This window comes from Aphanothece sacrum FPU1 (assembly GCF_003864295.1).
Classification (GTDB): Bacteria; Cyanobacteriota; Cyanobacteriia; order Cyanobacteriales; family Microcystaceae; genus Aphanothece_B; species Aphanothece_B sacrum.
Map to the genome: position 1 here is coordinate 425,005 of NZ_BDQK01000001.1, position 18,063 is coordinate 443,067.

Genomic DNA, 18,063 nt, shown 5'->3' on the forward strand with positions numbered 1-18,063 from the left:
CAGATTTCCGTTCGCTTATTGTATCTTAAAAAGACTATAACAATTCTCGTAGTGATGAAATACACGATGGTGAAAAATCTTCAGGGAAAAGTGGCTTTAGTTACGGGAGCAACTAGAGGGATCGGTAAGGGTATTGCTATTGGTTTAGGGGAAGCAGGGGCAACGGTTTATATTACGGGTCGCTCTCTTAATACCTCTGATAATAGTATTTCTGGGACTCTTTTAGCAACCCAACAAGCTGTAATTGAAGCGGGTGGTCTGTGTATTCCCGTTCAAGTAGACCATAGTGATGATGAGCAGATACGGTTACTATTTGAACGTATTAAAACTGAACAAAATGGACAACTTGATATCTTGGTGAATAATGTTTTTTCAGGAGTAAAAGCTATCGCTGATGCCTATGGCCAACCGTTTTGGCAACAGGAACCAATTCTTTGGGATACTATCAATAATGTTGGTCTTCGTAGTCACTATATTGCTAGTATTTTTGCTGCTCGTCTGATGAGTTCACGTCAACAAGGACTAATATGTACTATTTCTTCTTGGGGGGGACTGTCCTATATTTTTGGGGCTGCTTATGGAGTAGGAAAAGCTGCCTGTGATCGTTTGGCCGCAGATATGGCCATCGAATTAAAACCTGATAATATTACCTCGGTTTCTCTGTGGCCAGGAATTGTGGGAACTGAACAGATGTTTAAATTTGCTGAGAATATGAAGATTCAAGATCAGCAAAAGCCTCAAAATTCCGCAATTCAAGAACATTACAATTGGGAAACGCCTTTGTTTACTGGGCGAGTTATTGCTGCTTTAGCACAGCAACAAGATACCATGAATCTAACAGGTAAAGTGCAGATTGTCGCCGAATTAGCTCAACGCTATCAAATCGTTGATGAAGAGGGTAAGCGTCCGGTTTCCTTACGTTCTATGCGTTTTATTGTGCCTTCTGCTATCCCTGCTTTTAAAAAGTATGCTTGGCTTATTCCCGACTTCAAAATACCTTGGTTTATTTTGCAATGGACAATGCTCCAATCTCCTAAAATTTAACAGTAAGTTAACTTGATGTTTCTTCGGAATTAGGGAGTATGTCAATGTGCCAGCTTTTTTTCAACTAATTGACTGGTTAATTTAGGGTCAGCCCGTCCATTAGTTTTCTTCATTACTTGTCCCACAAAAAAGCCTTTTAAGTTAGTTCTTCCATTGCGGAATTTTTCGACTTCTGATGCGTTAGCTGCTATAATTTCATCAACAATTTTTTCAAGTTCCCCCGGATCAGAAATTTGAGTTAGTCCTTTTTTGTCAATAATCTTTTTAGGTGAACCGCCTTTTTCTAACAACTCTGGTAGAATATCTTTAGCAATTTTACCGCTAATAGTTCCCGTTTCAATTAATTTCACTAATTCCCCTAAATTATCAGGTTTAAGTGCAATTTCAGGAATAGTTAATTTGTTATTATTTAAGTAAGCCGCAATATCTTGAGTTACCCAATTAGCCACTAATTTCGCATCTGCACCTGTTGCTAATGCTGCTTCATAATATTGGGCAACTTCTCGATCATCTGTCAAGACACGAGCATCATAAGCAGATAGTCCAAATTCCTGTTCATAACGGGTTCTTTTTTTGGCGGGAAGTTCAGGTAATTCCTTTTTCCATGCTTCTAATTGTTCTTGAGAAACTTCAAGAGGAGGGAGATCAGGTTCTGGGAAATATCGATAGTCGCTTGACCCTTCTTTTTTCCGCATACTGATAGTTTGTTGGGTATTTTCATCCCACAAACGAGTTTCTTGATAGATTGGTTGATCATTGGTGATAGCTTCAATTTGTCGCTCTATTTCGTATTCTATCGCCCTTTGAATGGCATTAAAGGAATTCATATTTTTAATTTCTACCTTGGTGCCGAATTTTTCTTGTCCTACGGGACGCACAGAAATATTCACATCACAACGCAATGATCCTTCTTGCATATTACCGTCACCAATGCCTAAATAACGCACTATACGGCGCAATTCTTGAGCGTATTCGGCAGCTTCTTGTCCGGTGCGTAAATCTGGTTCTGAGACAATTTCTAATAAAGGAACTCCTGTGCGATTAAAGTCTACTAAAGAATGGGTTGATCCGGCTAAGCGATCGCTACCTGCATGGACTAATTTTCCTGCATCTTCTTCCATGTGTAAACGGGTAATGCCGATAGTTTTTCGAGTAATCTCTTTAGTTTTTTTATCCACTAATTCTATTTCGAGAAACCCGTTTTCTACGATGGGTAAATCGAATTGAGAAATTTGATAATTTTTAGGTAAGTCAGGATAAAAATATTGTTTTCGGTCGAATTTACTGTAAGGGGCAATAGTAGCATTAATGGCTAAGCCTAATTTAACGGCTGAAGCTAATACTTGTTCATTGAGAACAGGTAAAACGCCAGGATAACCTAAACAAACGGGACAGACGTTAGTATTAGGAGGACTATCAAACTTGGTAGAACAATGACAGAATATCTTACTAGCGGTGTTAAGTTGACAGTGGGTTTCTAGTCCAATAATGGCTTCGTATTCGATTTTGACGGGTGTTGCGGTAGTCATGGACGCTCTTTTATATAAAGCTTAACGTTTTCTCTGCTCTATTCTAACTTATTAGTCGATTATAATTAATAAAGCTCAAACTAATTTTGTCAATTTTAGCATCTGAGAACCAAGAATCTCTAAATCATCTGTAAAAGTGGAACGGGTATCTTGCCTGTTAATTAGATAATTGAAGTCAAAGAAATTAAATTATTTTGAAAAGTATTAGATTATACTAAAAATCATTAATTAATATTATATATTTATAGCTAAATTTACTTTAAAATTATTAGCTTATGTCTTCACTTAAAGAAAATAAAAATATTAGTCAGATTGAAAATAAAAATAACTTTTTAGAAAAAATAGAATCCTATTTAAAAAATTTTGTTGAACCTGTTGCATCAGAGATAGATCAATCACCTGATGCTTTAAGAACGGCTTTACAAGGATTAATTAATTATTCATTACTATCTGTAAAAATTCCAAAATTTTGGGGAGGGTTAGAATTAGATACTGAAACTTTTTATCTTTTTCAACAATTAATTTCTCGTTATTCTGGTGCATTAGCTTTTTTACAAGTTCAACATCAAGGGGCAGTTAGTGCTATTATTTCCAGTCAAAATGAGAGCTTAAAACAGCAGTATTTACCTCAAATAGTCCAAAATAAATTACTTTGTGGTTTAGGGTTTTCTCAGTTACGACGCAAGGGAGAACCAATGATTACAGCAACCCCTATTGATGGAGGATATGAAATTAATGGAACTGTACCTTGGCTCACTGGATTTGATTTTTTTGATGTTTTTTTATTAGGAGCAAATCTTGATGATGGTCAAGAAATTAGAGGGATAGTACCCTTTTCTCAATACTCTGACAATACAGGAAGTAAAATTACTTTTAGTGAGCCAATGAAATTAGGGGCGATGCAATCAACCAATACGGTAAGTGCCACTTTTAAAAATTGGTTTTTATCCTCAGAAAATGTTGTTTCTATTGCCCAAGCAGAGACAATTCATGAAAATGATAAAAAGGTGGTTCTTTATCCCAGTTTCTTAATCTTAGGATGTGCTAAAGCAGGTCTTGATATTATGGAAAAAGTCGCCCAAACCAAACAATTAGATTTTATTCAAGAAGGGTTCGAGCATCTCAATGAAGAATTCAATCATTGTCAAGAAAAAATTAAGGAAGCTATTAAAATTAAGTTTCGTTATTTTGAGGATGATTTACAATTAAGAGTATGGGCAATAAATCTGGCTCAAAGATGTACAAAAGCCGCAGTAACCGTATCTAGTGGGGCAGCAAATTATTATGATCACCCTGCTCAAAGAGTGTATCGAGAAGCCTTAGTATTTACCGTTTTTGGTCAAACAACTGATATAATGAAAGCCACTTTAGAACAATTGATGTACAATTAAAATACTATTTTCAATCATAATTTTGAGTTGTTGTTATTACTATGTATCAAACCGATGACCTAAATTATCACAAAAAAGTCCTTCCAACCATGTATGAGCTAAAGAGTGAAGACCCGGAGGAACCAGGTTTGCCTGACGAATTTCATAACTTTCAACCCCACCTACTAAGAAAGACATTTCATCCTACTAATTATTCTCCCGATGAAATGTTTATTGCTATCGATATGAACCTTTATTATGATGTACGTCATACAGGTTGGTATAAGCGTCCCGACTGGTTTGCTGTGATAGGAGTTGATCGTCTTTATGAACAACAGGATATGAGGTTAAGTTATCTGGTCTGGCAAGAAGGAGTTAATCCCTTTGTGGTGGTAGAATTACTATCACCAGGAACGGAAAAAGAAGACTTAGGACAAACCTTACGAAAAGCCGAACAACCCCCGACAAAATGGGAAGTTTATGAGCAGATTTTACGAGTTCCCTATTATATTGTTTTTGACCGTTATACTGATAATTTAAGAGGTTTTCAGTTAACCGGAAGTCGCTACACAGAATTAGAATTAATTGAACCTCGAATCTGGATGGAAGATATTGGTTTAGGGTTAGGACTTTGGCAAGGTTGTTATGAGGGGATTGAAAGACTATGGTTACGTTGGTATGATGGTCAAGGAAACTGGATTTCTACCCCTGAAGAAATAGCTGAAAAAGAAAGACAGCGTGCTGACAGATTAGCTCAAAAATTACTTGATCTCGGTATTGATTTAGAAGACTAATATTATAATTAATCATCGAGAAGCTTTAGTATTTAAAGTTTTTGGTCAAACTACTGATATAATGAGAGCCACTTTAGAACAATTGATGTACAATTAAAATACTATTTTCAATCATAATTTTGAGTTGTTGTTATTACTATGTATCAAACTGATGACCTAAATTATCACAAAAAAGTCCTTCCAACCATGTATGATCTCAAGAGTGAAGACCCGGAGGAACCAGGTTTGCCTGACGAATTTCATAACTTTCAACCCCACCTACTAAGAAAGACATTTCATCCTGTTAATTATTCTCCCGATGAAATGTTTATTGCTATCGATATGAACCTTTATTATGATGTGCGTCATACAGGTTGGTATAAGCGTCCCGACTGGTTTGCTGTGGTAGGAGTTGATCGTCTTTATGAACAACAGGATATGAGGTTAAGTTATCTGGTCTGGCAAGAAGGAGTTAATCCCTTTGTGGTGGTAGAATTACTATCACCAGGAACGGAAAAAGAAGACTTAGGACAAACCTTACGAAAAGCCGAACAACCTCCCACAAAATGGGAAGTTTATGAGCAGATTTTACGGGTTCCCTATTATATTGTTTTTGACCGTTATACTGATAAATTAAGAGCTTTTCAGTTAACCGGAAGTCGCTACACAGAATTAGAATTAATTGAACCTCGAATCTGGATGGAAGATATTGGTTTAGGGTTAGGACTTTGGCAAGGTTGTTATGAGGGGATTGAAAGACTATGGTTACGTTGGTATGATGGTCAAGGAAACTGGATTTCTACCCCTGAAGAAATAGCTCAACAGGAAAGGCAGCGTGCTGAAAACGAAAGACAGCGTGCTGAAAACGAAAGGCAGCGTGCTGAAAACGAAAGGCAGCGTGCTGACAGATTAGCTCAAAAATTACTTGATCTCGGTATTGATTTAGAAGACTAATATTGTAATTAATCAAGCGTCAAACTTCCTCCTGATTTAGTCGTAGAAGTGGATATTACCCATACAGATAAGGAACTTAAAATTAAAACTTTATCTTTATTTCCACAATCAATTCATACTATAGCATTTCCATTTGAGATGTTGATGTGGAATGGGTATCTTGCCCATCACAGGCAAGATGTGGCGTGCTACAATTATTTATGTTTCAAATGAAAACACTATAACAAAAATTTGAACTATCTTCTTTTAAGGTTTATATTTCCTCCCAGTAGCCAAAAATACTCTTGGAATATTAAGAATATTACGAGGGGGATTTTTATCAATATAGCGTCCAAAATGAGCTTTTTCATCCCCTGGTTCCACTACGGATACCGTCCAACCATAATCATTAAATAAGACTTCCGGTTCATCAAAACCAGAACGCCAAGTTTTCATAACTTTACTATCCCCTTCTAATGATTTCTTGTTAACTAAGTCAGCACCTAAATAACTATTTATAGCACTTACATCTGAAATATTTTTCAGGAGTTGATAAACTTCCATTTCAGTTAAGTAATATAACAGACCTTCTAATAACCAAATAGAAGGTTGGTCTTGGCAATATCCCGATTCTAATAATAAATGAATCCAAGGAAATCGTAAATCAGCTTTAATTGTATGGCGATGACTTTTAGGAGAAATATCTTTGAGAATAGCATTTTTATGTTCTAAAACTTCTGCTTGATCAATTTCATAAATATGACTATTTTCTGGTAAATTTAAACGAAATGCTCTAGTATCCATTCCTGCACCTAAAATAACTATTTGATGACATTGAGATACTGAATTAATTATAAAATCATCAAAAAAACGGGTACGAACAGGAATATAATGACTATTTTTTTTAGTGTTTGTGACAATGTCTTTATCTCGTTTTAAAAGTTCAAATGTTTCTTCTCCTGCTAATTGTCTGGCAAAAGGGTCTTCAAACAGACGGTCTTCCCGCTCATTTTCTATAGCACGTCCAGCAGCCATGAATAGGGAAGTAAGGGAGACAAGTTTTTTGATTTCAGACATAAGTAATTTAGATGTTGTGGTTTTATTTTTTTTAGGGAATTAAATTAATTATAGAAAAAATGTTGCGTGATTGGTTAAAAACGATTATTCTTAAGGAAGATGAAAATTAAATTATCAAGGTGAAGGAGTTAAATAATGAATGCAGTAGAATTATTTAAAAGATCCATAGGAAAGTGGGAAGGTCGTCGTTGGTATGTTTATGATAATGGTGACAAAATAGTCCGCTACACCCAATTTAGCAATGAAGTGATCTCCACCGAACAATTTCTATTTCCAGAAGGTATTTCAGTCACTCATTCATTCAAAGTCTGGAATGTGACAGAAGGAAAATTAGAGAATGAAATGACAACAGTTCTTCATTCATCTTTCCGCCCTCATGGAGACTCTCGCTACATCGGTACTCCGATTAGCGATGAGAGGAAATGAGGGGCAAGGTCTATGTCGCATAAGAATAACCATCCTTTTTGTGAATATGCGTACAGTTTTTATAACTAATACCTTGGATTAATCCATTAGGACTAGATATATTAAAACTACCTATTGATCGGACAGCAACACGACCAACATAAGTCCCTATTTTTTTACCTTTAGTTACAACAGCTTTTACGATATCTCCTGTTTGAAAACCTTTAATGAATTTGAATCTAGGAACATATCTAGAAGGAAAACCATATTTATCGGTTCTGCAAGATTGTCTAGTTCCATGACCTGTTGCTTTAATTAATAATGGTTTATTAGTTAACACTTTTAAAGTATCAACTATTCCTACACAAGCTGCATCAATCCAGTGTTGTTTTGGTAAATTTAATCGTGTTCTATTAAATTTAGTTTTACCTCCTGATCCTGTAGTTATGGGTAAACCTGTGTTTTTTAAAGCATTAAATAATGTCCATCTGGTAGAATTAACAGCAACAGCATCTTTTAAGGGACGTTTCGCTTGTGATAAAATACGCTTTAAAACATCAGGTTTTTTAGCTAAAAATACATTAATATCTTTAGTTCCTTTTTTGAGATTACATGATTCACAAGCTAAACATAAATTACTTATTCTATTTGTACCTCCTTTGGCTTTAGGATGAATGTGTTCAACTTGTAAAGGGACATTTTCTATTGAACAATAAGAACATTTTCTGTCCCATTTGTTTAATAAATACTCTCTTACCTCGTAACCAACTAATTCACCTTGTTGATATTCTACTCCTGATATTTCAGGATTTTCTAATTGTTGTAAGTCAAATCTTACCAATTCTTGAGAAATACCAACAATAGGAGCGAACTTAATTAGTTTTTTAATCCAAGTTAAAGTAGTATCTACTCTATGTTGTAAGGAAGGAGCTAACCAACATGAAGGTTTTTTTCTATTAAGAAATCTAGCTTGACGATAACGAGTTTTACGACTACGACGACCGCGACGTAATGATCTCCTTGATTCTAAACTATCTTTAATAGTTGAACCACGATGAGAAAGTTCAGCACCAAATATAACTTTATCCCCTTGAACTAAAGCAATACCAGTTGTTTGAGAACCAGGATCTATTTTAATTTCTATTGGTTCAATTACAACATCGAGAATTTCTTTTTTTAAGACAATAGTAAAAGGATATTGTCTAAATATTGCTGCATTTTTACTTTTTAATAGTTTTCTGGCTACTGACGGATGACAAGGGTTTAATGGTTGTTTGTTTGAATCAATTACTAACACATAATTTGACATTACTGCCTCTCCATTACTGGGTAAAGTTAGCTTCGACAATGTTATTTAAGCTTTTTAAATTAGTAACACTTCCTTAACCCTTTAAAGATGTTTAATTACTAATGACAGAGCAGGGGACTAGCTTCGCATCCGCAAGGTGTCGTGACAAAAATAACGTAGTATACTAGATACTTAGTCTGGTCAACTTAGGCTATATTTCAAGCCCCCGTTACATCGGTACTCCGATTAACGGTGGGTTGTTGACCTACCCAGTCTCCTTTTTTATCCCCATAAACTGAACCACTACTAATATAAATAATTTGTTTGACCGTCTGATTATTACTCAATGCAGTCACAAGATTTTTAGACGTTGGTAAATAGGTTTTGCCATAAGTTTCTGCATCAACTTGATGATCACTAATAGGGGCAACACTTACTAAAATAGTATCTTGATTCTCAATCACTGATTCTATTGCCGAGAGATTATCTCCTGTCAAAATAATTGTTTGATCGGTAAATTTTTCTAGTTCTGAAACTTTCTCCTCTCTGGTGGTAGTTCCTGTGACAAAATGTCCTTGTTGATGCCAATAACTGGCCGCTGCTTTTCCCACATAACCACAACCAATCACCGCTATTTTATCTAATTGTTTCTTTTCTTTCTGTTCTGTCATTAGGTATAAGTATAAGTGATAATTAATTCTAAGACTTTTCTCATTTAAAAGGGGATACTCTCAACCTTAAATTAATCAATTATCAATTGTCAATTGTTAATTAGCAAGTTTCCCTATTTAACCCCTGCTTAACTTATCATTCAAGTCCAAACGATTTAATATTCTTATCTAAAAAGCTTCGTTACAAAACTTAATCGATGATCACTTTTGGGAGATTTTGCCAAAATTTGACCCATCATGGCATTTTGCATATTTTCGTGATAAACTAATGATAGTGAAAACTGGCCTACTTGTAACCATTGCCATAAAAATAGCTTGAAATCCTATCTATACCGTAGTTTCAGTTTTATACCTATCCTGTGATCGCGGCTAAATAAACCCCTTGACTTAACTATTTTTAATTAATACTTTTGTCTTGTAAATAAGATTTATAAAGTGCGCTTGACAAAAAACGAACTTTTGTATAATAACTCTAAAAAGTTAGCCCACATAATTCATCACCTCCTCACCCCATCACCCCATCACCCCCCACTCTTTTTTGTCTAAACCAATCTTGTAACTGTTGACGACATTCTCGTTCTCGAATACCAGAGATAACGGATAAACGATGATTAGAAGCCATACTATCGGGTAAGTTTAGCACAGTGCGAATCGTCCCCGATTTAGGATCATCGACCCCATAGACAAGTAAACCTAGACGAGCTTGAATAATTGCTCCACTGCACATAGGACAGGGTTCTAAGGTTACGTAAAGGGTACAGTGGTTTAAATGCCACGATTGTAATATTTGACTTGCAGCACGCATAGCAAGGATTTCTGCATGAGCAGTGGGATCTTTGTCTCTTTCCTTGCGATTTGCCCCTGTAGCGATTAAATTATTTTGATTATCGACAATAACTGCTCCTACGGGTACATCTCCTGACTCTCCTGCTGTTTGAGCGATCGCTAATGCTTCTCCCATCCAATGATAATAATTGTCATAAGCAAGCTTATGAAAATAGTTAAACATCTTGAGGGGTTTTGTTATTGTCAATTTGAGCAAGATTGAGAAAAATTTTGAAATTGATAATGATTGGCATTAATTGTCTAAAAATGTATAGTTTTGTCACATTTCTTGTACGATAATGAGCCGACAAAGTTACCATTAGTATGATACTTTTAGAATACATTGCCTTATTTTATGAATCAAAAACTGATGATAAGTTAGTTGGGTGAAAATCGGCGTGGTTGTGAAAACCAAATAAGAATTGGGACAAGTAGCATTCGCATCATCACTCAATATTTGTAAATTATCTATTTGGAGACAAGATCTATGAGTAGCTTTCTAACAATTAAACAAGCTGCCGAAATTTTGGGTGTTAGCACCAAAACCGTTCGACGATGGGATCAAAATGGAAAAATTAGCTCTATTCGTACCCCTGGAGGACATCGACGCTTTAAGAGCAATGAGTTATTAAATAATACGACAAAAGCAAGTGCTACCATTGGTTATGCCAGAATTAACCCTAACCAGTCTGAAGAACAACTTAATCAGCAAGTTTTCAAACTGCAAACTTATTGCCAAGAAAGAGGCTGGAATTGCGAAATTATCAATGACTGTGGTAGTGGTGTTGACTATTCTAGTAAAGGACTTATTCGCTTAATTAAGTTAATTTGTCATCATAAACTAGAACGATTAGTGCTAAGTCATAAAGATCGACTTTTAACATTAGGGGCAGATTTAGTATTTACCCTCTGTGAAATTTTTGGTGTAGAAGTCGTCATCATTAATAGTACCGATGAAGTTGCCTTAGAAGATGATTTAACCAACGATTTACAAGATATCATCCAGTTGTTTAATACTCGTGTCTATGGTTCTCGTAACTCCCACAACACTCACTTAGTCAAACAACTACAACAGATTACCAAAAGTCTATCCAGCTAAAATTTAGGTAATTTTTTTGATAACTGTTTTTTCCCTAATTGACGATTAAAATCACTTATTTTTTTAGACTCTGTTTAGACATTTTTTTGAGAAATTGATAGGGGGAATGGACTGATATCTGTTTCCTCCTAATTAATTTTCATCTAAAAGGCGATCGCACATTAGTTAAAGATGTCTTTAATCTCCCTGAGAAATGCTGTTATGCTTTTCCAAGAAACCTTGGATAAAGAGAGAATGCCAACAGTAATTAAGAGTAAGCCTAGCAAAAAGTTATCTTCAGAAAGAATCAAGCCGACGATAGCGATAAAGTAGGGAGAAATAATCCGACTAACTTTTTCTACAACTTGAACAATTTCAGGTTCAGGTTGAGATAGGTTAACCCCTTGACTGATTTGGCTATTATCTTGGGTAGAGTCTTCTATTTCTCCTGGGGAGGGGAACATAATATTAGGAATTTCAGGAGTTTCAGAGGGGTTAGGGTCTTTCTGTTGTCTACCAAACATTATTAACCTCGAAATTGATAAAGTCCCCATTTTAAAGGGGGATTTAGGGGAATCTAGAAATGTTAAGCTTATAACTGGGAAATTGTGTTAATAGCTTTCTTTTGTCTATGATTCTAGCATTAGCAAAACCAGGAATGCAAGTGATTAAATCTTGATGAATTTTTGTAACATTTGCTTTCTGTCACTATTTTTTGTATACCATAAAAAATGACAAAATATTACATTTGAAAACTTTTAATTTTTATCTTACTCCTCTAAAAAACAATGCTATACTGAGAGCGTATCTGTCATCATCATGGGCTTTATGCTGGTAACATCTTCTGACACGATAACCTGGGAATTACTCCCCGAAGACTTCATTTTAGATGATGAACCTGTGGATAATATTAATCAACCTTCTTTAGCTGCTGCTTTAACAGAAAGCTTGGAGTTAGAGCAAAAACTTCCCTTAAATTGTCTCACAACAACGAATTACGGCATTTGTGCCACTCTTAATGGCAAATTTGTCATAAAAGCCCCTGATTGGGCGTATATAGGGCAAATTTCGGTAGCCAGAGAAGCGGTTATCAGAAGCTACACCCCCCATCGCCAAGGGGAAATTCCGATGATTGTGATGGAATTTCTTTCTGATAAGGAAGGGATAGAATATTCGAGTAAGCGAACGTTTCCCCCTGGCAAATGGTTCTTTTATGAGCAAATTCTTCAAGTTCCTAACTATATCATCTTTGAACCTGATAATGGCACTCTAGAAGTTCATCGTTTGGATAATAGTAAGCTGTATGAGTTACAAAGTCCTAATGAGAATAACCGTTATTGGATTGAAGAAATTGGCTTATTTTTAGGGGTTTGGTCAGGAAAACGGGAAAATAGAGAGGGTTACTGGTTGCGATGGTGGAATCAAGAGGGAAATTTACTGTTATGGGGAACCGAACGGGTTCAACAGGAACAAGAAGCGAAGGAGTTAGCGCAACAACAGGCTATTCAAGCGCAACAACAAGCTATTCAAGCACAACAACAGGCTATTCAAGAACGAGAAGCGAAGGAAGCAGCTTTAAAACGTTTAGAAGAGTTAGAAAATCGACTACGAGAGGCTGGAATTGACCTAATTTGAATATTAATTATGTCCCCATTAAAAGCTTTAATTTTTGATGTAGATGGAACTCTAGCGGAAACCGAAAGAGATGGTCATAGAATTGCGTTTAACCGTGCGTTTTTAGAAGCAGGTTTAGATTGGAATTGGTCAGAAAATCTCTATGGTAAATTATTAGAAATTGCTGGAGGAAAAGAAAGAATTTATCATTACATACAACAATATAATCCTAATGTCAAGGAAGATTTAGAGAACTTAATACCACAGCTTCATCAAGCAAAAACTGAACATTATCTTCAGTTATTATCATCAGGAGAAATTGAGTTAAGATTAGGGGTAAAACGCTTAATTAAAGAAGCCTATCACCAGGGTATAAAATTAGCGATCGCAACAACAAGTGCATTACCCAATGCTTTAGCTTTATTAGAAAAACACTTAAATCCTGACTGGTTTGAGGTTATAGCGGCGGGGGATATTGTTCCTAATAAAAAACCCTCACCTGATATTTATCAATATGTCTTACAACAGATGAATTTACAAGCTTCTGACTGTTTAGTATTTGAGGACTCTTATCAGGGTTTACAAGCAGCACATCAAGCTAAATTGAAAACAATAATTACTCTTAATAATTATACCAAATATCATGATTTTTCCCTAGCAACTTTAGTCTTAGAACATTTAGGAGAACCAGATAAACCATTTACTATTATTCAAGGAAATGTGACAAATAAAACTTATTTTGATGTAGAATTAGCTCATAGTTTGGTTAATAATAATGGTTCTACCGGACTTACTATGCTAAATTAATAATGAATAAAAGGCTAAAGCCTTATCCTATAGAAACGAAGTCCGACGAGCGCGGACAGGCATTATAGGTTGCGTAGGCAACCTTTGTTTCTATAGCTTAACTATGAACGAGTTAAAGTCTATTATTTGTGATAATTTAGCATAACTTGTCCGGTAGATAGGAATAGTCAACCCTCCCACATCACCACCTTGTATTGTAATAGGGGAAGGATTGCTATCTTGAGGTTGGTTTGTCATTTAATTATCAACTCACGGATGTTTCCGTTTTCTTCTTCTAGCACAAGACGACCTAGTTTCTCTGTCTTTATTGTGGCATACAAAGCCATCAAAGCTAGGGCATTTTTCATGACATCTTCTTCTGTCATGTTTAGCTGTTTAGCGATTTGTTCAACTGTTGTTGATGAGTTCTTGCCTAAACTGAATTCCATAGTGTTTTTTCTCTTGCTATTACATTATAATTCAAGATCAATATTAGTATTTAAGTATCTTTAGAATCATTATTATTAGATGAGTCTAATAATGTTTTAAAATAATAAGCGGTAACAGCCGTTACTAAAGTTCCTAGAAAAGAATAAAGAGTTTTAGCTGTATCATTCACCATTGCCACTGCACTTTGAACTTTTTCGAGTTCTAGGGGTGTATCTGAAGAGAAAAGATGCTTAGAAAAGCTAATAGTAGCCTCTAAATGGCGTATAATTGTGAAGATAAGAACTGCCCATAAAGCTAATGCTAATAAAGCTGCCACCGCATTATTTATATCTTTACGCGCTTCAGAACGTCTGGTCTTGAAATCTTTTATATCATCGGTTTTTGAAGCATCAGACGTTTTCGGTAAGTATCTTTCGGTAGCGTTGCTAAGACCTACCGACTTCGTTTCTGGATTTTCTTGAGGATTATCTGAAGTCATCTTAAAGAGTTAATATGCGAGGGGGGTCATTACCTTCTTGTAAAAGGATATGACCGTTGTTTTCTCTGCGTAGTCCTGCATACAAAGCCATAAAAGTAATTCCTTTTTGAACTACTTCTTCCGGTGTCAGGTTCAATTCTTCTGCCAGTTGGTTAATGAGTGCAGTTGAATGTCTTCCAGCGACGAATTCGATAGTATTTTTGTTGGTCATTGCTGCTTTTACAATCTTACAATTAATTTAATTATACAATAAAATACGCTACTAAGGAATATCTAGCAGCGTGCTTATTGATCTAATTTTTGTTTGTTTTTTCCTGAATTTCTTTATTATCAGATGTACCTTGGACAAAATCTTTGACAGATTCGGTCTCTTTTGGTAATAGCCTATCAATACTAATGAATTCCATAAATAAAAAACATGATAGGGGGACACCCTTATTTAGTTAAGTTACTATGCCAAGAACTAGCTCAAAAAATAGATAATACAGATGAAATATTAAACAAAGCATCAACAGAATCAGGACTTTATAGTGAGTTTCTACGACAACAGATACATCTGTTAAAGCAACAATCAGATTTAGACTAAATTAATGTATTTAAGAGTGTGGTAACTAGCAATAAAACGGTTCAACTAAACAATGATCAAAGAACTAGATTAAGAGAGTTAGGATTCATCAGGAAAAATAATAATCAAATTAACCCCCGATATGAATTATATAGTTTATACTTTAAGGATTATACATTCTAGATGATATGAATACAGAAGTCAATCATCCTTATGATTATAAAGTAGGGGGAAGTTTACCACCTAATCACCCTACTTATATTGAGCGCAAAGCAGACATTCAACTTTACGAAGCGTTGAAGAAGGGAGAGTTTTGTTATGTATTAAATGCTCGACAAATGGGAAAATCTAGCTTGATGATCAGAACCTTAAATCGTTTAGAACAAGACAAGTTTAGATGTGGAGTTATTGATATTACTGGAATTGTACATCAAACAAGTAACAGTGAAGAATGGTACATTGGATTGATTCAACGTTTAAATTCTACTTTTAAGCTTGATGTAGATCTCAATTTATGGTGGTATAATTATCATTATTTAGCACCTATAAACAGGTTTAAACTTTTTATATCAGATATTATTTTGGAGAAAATAAAAGGGAATGTTATTATATTTTTAGATGAAATTGATAGTATTATAAAATTTGATTTTAAGGATGATTTTTTTAGCTTAATTCGTGTATTTTATGAAAGCCGTTCTTATGATCCTAAATATAACGGATTGACCTTTGCTATTTTTGGTGTTGCTAGTTCCTATGATTTAATGTCAAATAATTCTCAAACACCTTTTAATATTGGTCAAGGGATTGAATTCGAAGGATTTACATTAAAAGAAACCAAACCCTTATGGAAAGGATTAGAAGACAAAGTAGATAATACTGAAGCAGTGATGAAAGAAATTTTAGAGTGGACAGGAGGACAACCTTTTTTAACTCAGAAGATTTGTCAATTTATTCAAGAAGATTCTAATTTTATACATCAAACTTCAGAAAAATATTATATTGAATATTTAGTTAATTGGAAAATAATTAATAATTGGGAATCTCAAGATAATCCTCCTCATTTAAGAACAATTTATCAAAGAGTAAAACATATTAATGATAATTCTAATTTTTTTGAGAAATATAGTAAAAATGCGATTTTAAAAGGTATAAAGGGAAACTCATTTAAAGACGATTTAGAATTAAGATTATCCGGTTTAATGGTTAGAAAAAATAATCAATTAGAAATTTATAATAAAATTTATATATATGTTTTTGAGAATATTTTGTTTGAATTCCACCAACAAAAAAAAATACACAGCGCACGGAATACAATTAAATTAATTAAAAGTATTATGTTTGATTATGTCTTGCCATTTATTGGTGTATTAGCTATTCTATTTATAGTTTACAAAAAAGTGATTGAACCTATCTTTATAAAATCTACTGACAATTCTCAAGAAAATCCTTCTTTAATGAACCCTCCTTAATCAAAAAAATGTATAATAAATCGTATTGATAATAAACTCATCAGTAGACTAGGAATCTTTATGAATAATTACTTTAAAATTATTTCTGGTGTTTTAAGTGGTATCGGAGTAGTTACTGTTATTATTGTGCTTTGGGAAATAGCATTAAAACCAATTATTATCCCTAGTTCTACTATAATCCCATCTCCTTCACCATCACCAGAAATACCCTTAGAACAGAGATTTAGTAGCGGTGATCGTCGTCTGTTTGTTAATAAAACAAACCCTAAAGCTGAACAAGGTATAACAGCTTTTAAATCCCAAAATTATGACCAAGCAAAGGAACTATTTACTGAAGCAGTCAATGCGGATCGTAATGATCCAGAAGTGCAAATTTATCTAAATAATACAGAAGCTATAATCAAGGGAACTCCGTTTATTTTAGCCACAGTAATCCCTGCGGATACAAAAGTAAATAATGCTGAGACAATGTTACGGGGTATCGCTGATGCACAAACGAAATTTAATCAAAAAGGATTAAATAATAGATTACTAGAAATTATTATAGTTAATGATAGCAATGATGCAACTATAGCTCAAAAAGTAGCTCAAAAGTTATCTAATAATTCCTCAGTTTTAGGAGTAATTGGACATAATTCTAGTAGTGCAACTAAATCAGCATTAACCGAATACGAAAAAGTTAAACTATCCGTTATTTCTCCTACCAGTACCGCCACTAATTTATTTGGTAATGTTTTTTTTAGAACTGTTCCTTCTAATATCAAAATAGGTAACTTTTTAGCTAAGTATGCTCTTAAGAATAACCTAAATAGAGTCGCTGTTTTTTATACATCAAAAGATAGCTTAAAAACTGATAAACAGAATGATTATAGTATTAGTCTTAAAGATGCTTTTGTTAAAGAATTTCAGGGGTTAGGTGAAGTAACAACGTTCGATATGAGTGCTTCCGATTTCAATATACAAGAAACAGTCAAATCTCTAGAAAATCAAGTAGACGCGATTGTTTTATTTCCCAATACTGACAAAGAAATCATCACAATGTCTTTACAAGTTGCTCAAGCAAATGATAACTTATCTACCCCTTTAAAACTATTAGGAGGAGATACTTTATATAACGCTGACCCTTTAACTTTTGATGGTAAAGCAGTAGAAGGATTAGTATTAGCTGTTCCTTGGTTTGCCAAGGAAAATTATCTTTATGCAAAGATAGCTGACAAAAGATGGGGAGGACAAGTTAGTTGGCGCACAGCAACCAGTTATGATGCTACTCAAGCATTTATTAAAGCATTATCACAAGATGCAACCCGTCAAACTATATTAAATAACTTAAAACAAACTAACTTATCAAAAGAAGAAACATCAGGAGAATCTTTACGATTTTTTAGTAACGGCGATCGCGATACTGATCCAGTTTTAGTTAAAGTTATTAAAGGAGGAAAAAATAGACCACAAGGTTCTGATTATTCCTTTGATATTATTAAGTAGGGAGACAAAATGCAAATTTTCTGTAGTGGCCGGTTTTCGTAGGGGCGGGTTTTCGTAGGGGCGGGTTTTTTACAGGAGTTATGATGCCCACAAAAAAGTTGAATAAACCCGCCCCTCTTTTATGATGCCCACAAAAAAGTTGAATAAACCCGCCCCTCTTTTATGATGCCCACAAAAAAATTGAATAAACCCGCCCGTATTTTATGATACCCACAAAAAAATT

The 18,063-nt window shown here is 34.6% G+C and carries 19 protein-coding genes and 1 pseudogene; 11 read left to right on the plus strand and 9 right to left on the minus strand.

Annotated features, from left to right (window positions below; translation table 11 throughout):
• The first annotated feature begins 69 nt into the window (after positions 1-69).
• Positions 70-1,044 carry an SDR family NAD(P)-dependent oxidoreductase gene (locus AsFPU1_RS01950; protein WP_124977732.1) on the plus strand — a complete coding sequence of 325 codons (975 nt, stop codon included), beginning with the start codon at positions 70-72 and terminating at the stop codon, positions 1,042-1,044.
• A 41-nt stretch (positions 1,045-1,085) separates the two neighbouring features.
• Here AsFPU1_RS01950 and gatB read toward each other — a convergent pair whose 3' ends face one another.
• The gene (gatB, locus tag AsFPU1_RS01955) at positions 1,086-2,573 is read right to left on the minus strand and encodes an Asp-tRNA(Asn)/Glu-tRNA(Gln) amidotransferase subunit GatB (protein ID WP_124977581.1); all 1,488 of its coding nucleotides are present in this window, start codon (positions 2,571-2,573) and stop codon (positions 1,086-1,088) included.
• Between the two features lie 275 nt (positions 2,574-2,848).
• On the opposite strand from gatB, the gene AsFPU1_RS01960 reads away from it, so the two are divergent.
• From AsFPU1_RS01960 to AsFPU1_RS01970, 3 genes are all read left to right on the plus strand, one after another.
• Positions 2,849-3,964 (plus strand): acyl-CoA dehydrogenase family protein, encoded by a 1,116-nt coding sequence (locus AsFPU1_RS01960; RefSeq protein ID WP_124977579.1) that lies wholly within the window; start codon positions 2,849-2,851, stop codon positions 3,962-3,964.
• A gap of 41 nt (positions 3,965-4,005) precedes the next feature.
• Positions 4,006-4,737, plus strand: coding sequence for a Uma2 family endonuclease (locus AsFPU1_RS01965; RefSeq protein ID WP_124977577.1), 732 nt, complete (start codon positions 4,006-4,008; stop codon positions 4,735-4,737).
• 138 nt (positions 4,738-4,875) lie between these two features.
• Positions 4,876-5,670, plus strand: a complete 795-nt coding sequence (locus AsFPU1_RS01970; RefSeq protein WP_124977575.1) for a Uma2 family endonuclease — start codon at positions 4,876-4,878, stop codon at positions 5,668-5,670.
• Between the two features lie 246 nt (positions 5,671-5,916).
• On the opposite strand, the gene AsFPU1_RS01975 is transcribed toward AsFPU1_RS01970, so the two are convergent.
• Positions 5,917-6,726, minus strand: a complete 810-nt coding sequence (locus AsFPU1_RS01975) for an SAM-dependent methyltransferase (RefSeq protein ID WP_124977573.1) — start codon at positions 6,724-6,726, stop codon at positions 5,917-5,919.
• A gap of 135 nt (positions 6,727-6,861) precedes the next feature.
• Here AsFPU1_RS01975 and AsFPU1_RS01980 point away from each other — a divergent pair, with 135 nt between their 5' ends.
• Complete coding sequence (locus AsFPU1_RS01980) at positions 6,862-7,152, plus strand: hypothetical protein (protein WP_124977571.1); 291 nt, start codon at positions 6,862-6,864, stop codon at positions 7,150-7,152.
• Positions 7,153-7,162: 10 nt separating this feature from the next.
• Here AsFPU1_RS01980 and iscB read toward each other — a convergent pair whose 3' ends face one another.
• The 3 genes from iscB to tadA form a co-directional block, all read right to left on the minus strand.
• Positions 7,163-8,440, minus strand: a complete 1,278-nt coding sequence (iscB, locus tag AsFPU1_RS01985; protein ID WP_125061027.1) for an RNA-guided endonuclease IscB — start codon at positions 8,438-8,440, stop codon at positions 7,163-7,165.
• Positions 8,441-8,637: 197 nt separating this feature from the next.
• Complete coding sequence (locus AsFPU1_RS01990) at positions 8,638-9,090, minus strand: NAD-dependent epimerase/dehydratase family protein (RefSeq protein WP_124973199.1); 453 nt, start codon at positions 9,088-9,090, stop codon at positions 8,638-8,640.
• 505 nt (positions 9,091-9,595) lie between these two features.
• A complete protein-coding gene (gene tadA, locus AsFPU1_RS01995) occupies positions 9,596-10,099 on the minus strand; it encodes a tRNA adenosine(34) deaminase TadA (protein ID WP_124973201.1) in 504 nt (167 codons plus the stop codon).
• A 303-nt stretch (positions 10,100-10,402) separates the two neighbouring features.
• On the opposite strand from tadA, the gene AsFPU1_RS02000 reads away from it, so the two are divergent.
• The gene (locus tag AsFPU1_RS02000) at positions 10,403-11,014 is read left to right on the plus strand and encodes an IS607 family transposase (protein WP_124973203.1); all 612 of its coding nucleotides are present in this window, start codon (positions 10,403-10,405) and stop codon (positions 11,012-11,014) included.
• 161 nt (positions 11,015-11,175) lie between these two features.
• Here AsFPU1_RS02000 and AsFPU1_RS02005 read toward each other — a convergent pair whose 3' ends face one another.
• Positions 11,176-11,517 (minus strand): hypothetical protein, encoded by a 342-nt coding sequence (locus tag AsFPU1_RS02005; protein WP_124973205.1) that lies wholly within the window; start codon positions 11,515-11,517, stop codon positions 11,176-11,178.
• Between the two features lie 304 nt (positions 11,518-11,821).
• Here AsFPU1_RS02005 and AsFPU1_RS02010 point away from each other — a divergent pair, with 304 nt between their 5' ends.
• The gene (locus AsFPU1_RS02010) at positions 11,822-12,628 is read left to right on the plus strand and encodes a Uma2 family endonuclease (protein WP_124973223.1); all 807 of its coding nucleotides are present in this window, start codon (positions 11,822-11,824) and stop codon (positions 12,626-12,628) included.
• A 9-nt stretch (positions 12,629-12,637) separates the two neighbouring features.
• Positions 12,638-13,414 (plus strand): HAD family hydrolase, encoded by a 777-nt coding sequence (locus AsFPU1_RS02015; RefSeq protein WP_124973207.1) that lies wholly within the window; start codon positions 12,638-12,640, stop codon positions 13,412-13,414.
• 233 nt (positions 13,415-13,647) lie between these two features.
• Here the strand turns inward: AsFPU1_RS02015 and AsFPU1_RS02020 are convergent, their stop codons facing one another.
• From AsFPU1_RS02020 to AsFPU1_RS02030, 3 genes are read right to left on the minus strand one after another with little or no spacing between them, the layout of a single operon-like run.
• Positions 13,648-13,842, minus strand: a complete 195-nt coding sequence (locus AsFPU1_RS02020) for a hypothetical protein (protein ID WP_124973209.1) — start codon at positions 13,840-13,842, stop codon at positions 13,648-13,650.
• Between the two features lie 50 nt (positions 13,843-13,892).
• On the minus strand, positions 13,893-14,321 hold the full coding sequence (locus tag AsFPU1_RS02025) for a hypothetical protein (RefSeq protein WP_124973211.1): 429 nt from the start codon (positions 14,319-14,321) through the stop codon (positions 13,893-13,895).
• A gap of 1 nt (position 14,322) precedes the next feature.
• The gene (locus AsFPU1_RS02030) at positions 14,323-14,532 is read right to left on the minus strand and encodes a hypothetical protein (RefSeq protein ID WP_124973213.1); all 210 of its coding nucleotides are present in this window, start codon (positions 14,530-14,532) and stop codon (positions 14,323-14,325) included.
• 207 nt (positions 14,533-14,739) lie between these two features.
• Between AsFPU1_RS02030 and AsFPU1_RS22905 the strand changes: the two are divergent.
• The 3 genes and pseudogenes from AsFPU1_RS22905 (at position 14,740) to AsFPU1_RS02050 (ending at position 17,840) form a co-directional block, all read left to right on the plus strand.
• Positions 14,740-15,069: pseudogene (locus AsFPU1_RS22905) on the plus strand (AAA-like domain-containing protein).
• 5 nt (positions 15,070-15,074) lie between these two features.
• On the plus strand, positions 15,075-16,355 hold the full coding sequence (locus AsFPU1_RS02045; protein ID WP_124973217.1) for an AAA-like domain-containing protein: 1,281 nt from the start codon (positions 15,075-15,077) through the stop codon (positions 16,353-16,355).
• Between the two features lie 60 nt (positions 16,356-16,415).
• Positions 16,416-17,840 carry an ABC transporter substrate-binding protein gene (locus AsFPU1_RS02050; protein WP_124973219.1) on the plus strand — a complete coding sequence of 475 codons (1,425 nt, stop codon included), beginning with the start codon at positions 16,416-16,418 and terminating at the stop codon, positions 17,838-17,840.
• The last annotated feature ends 223 nt before the right edge of the window (positions 17,841-18,063 follow it).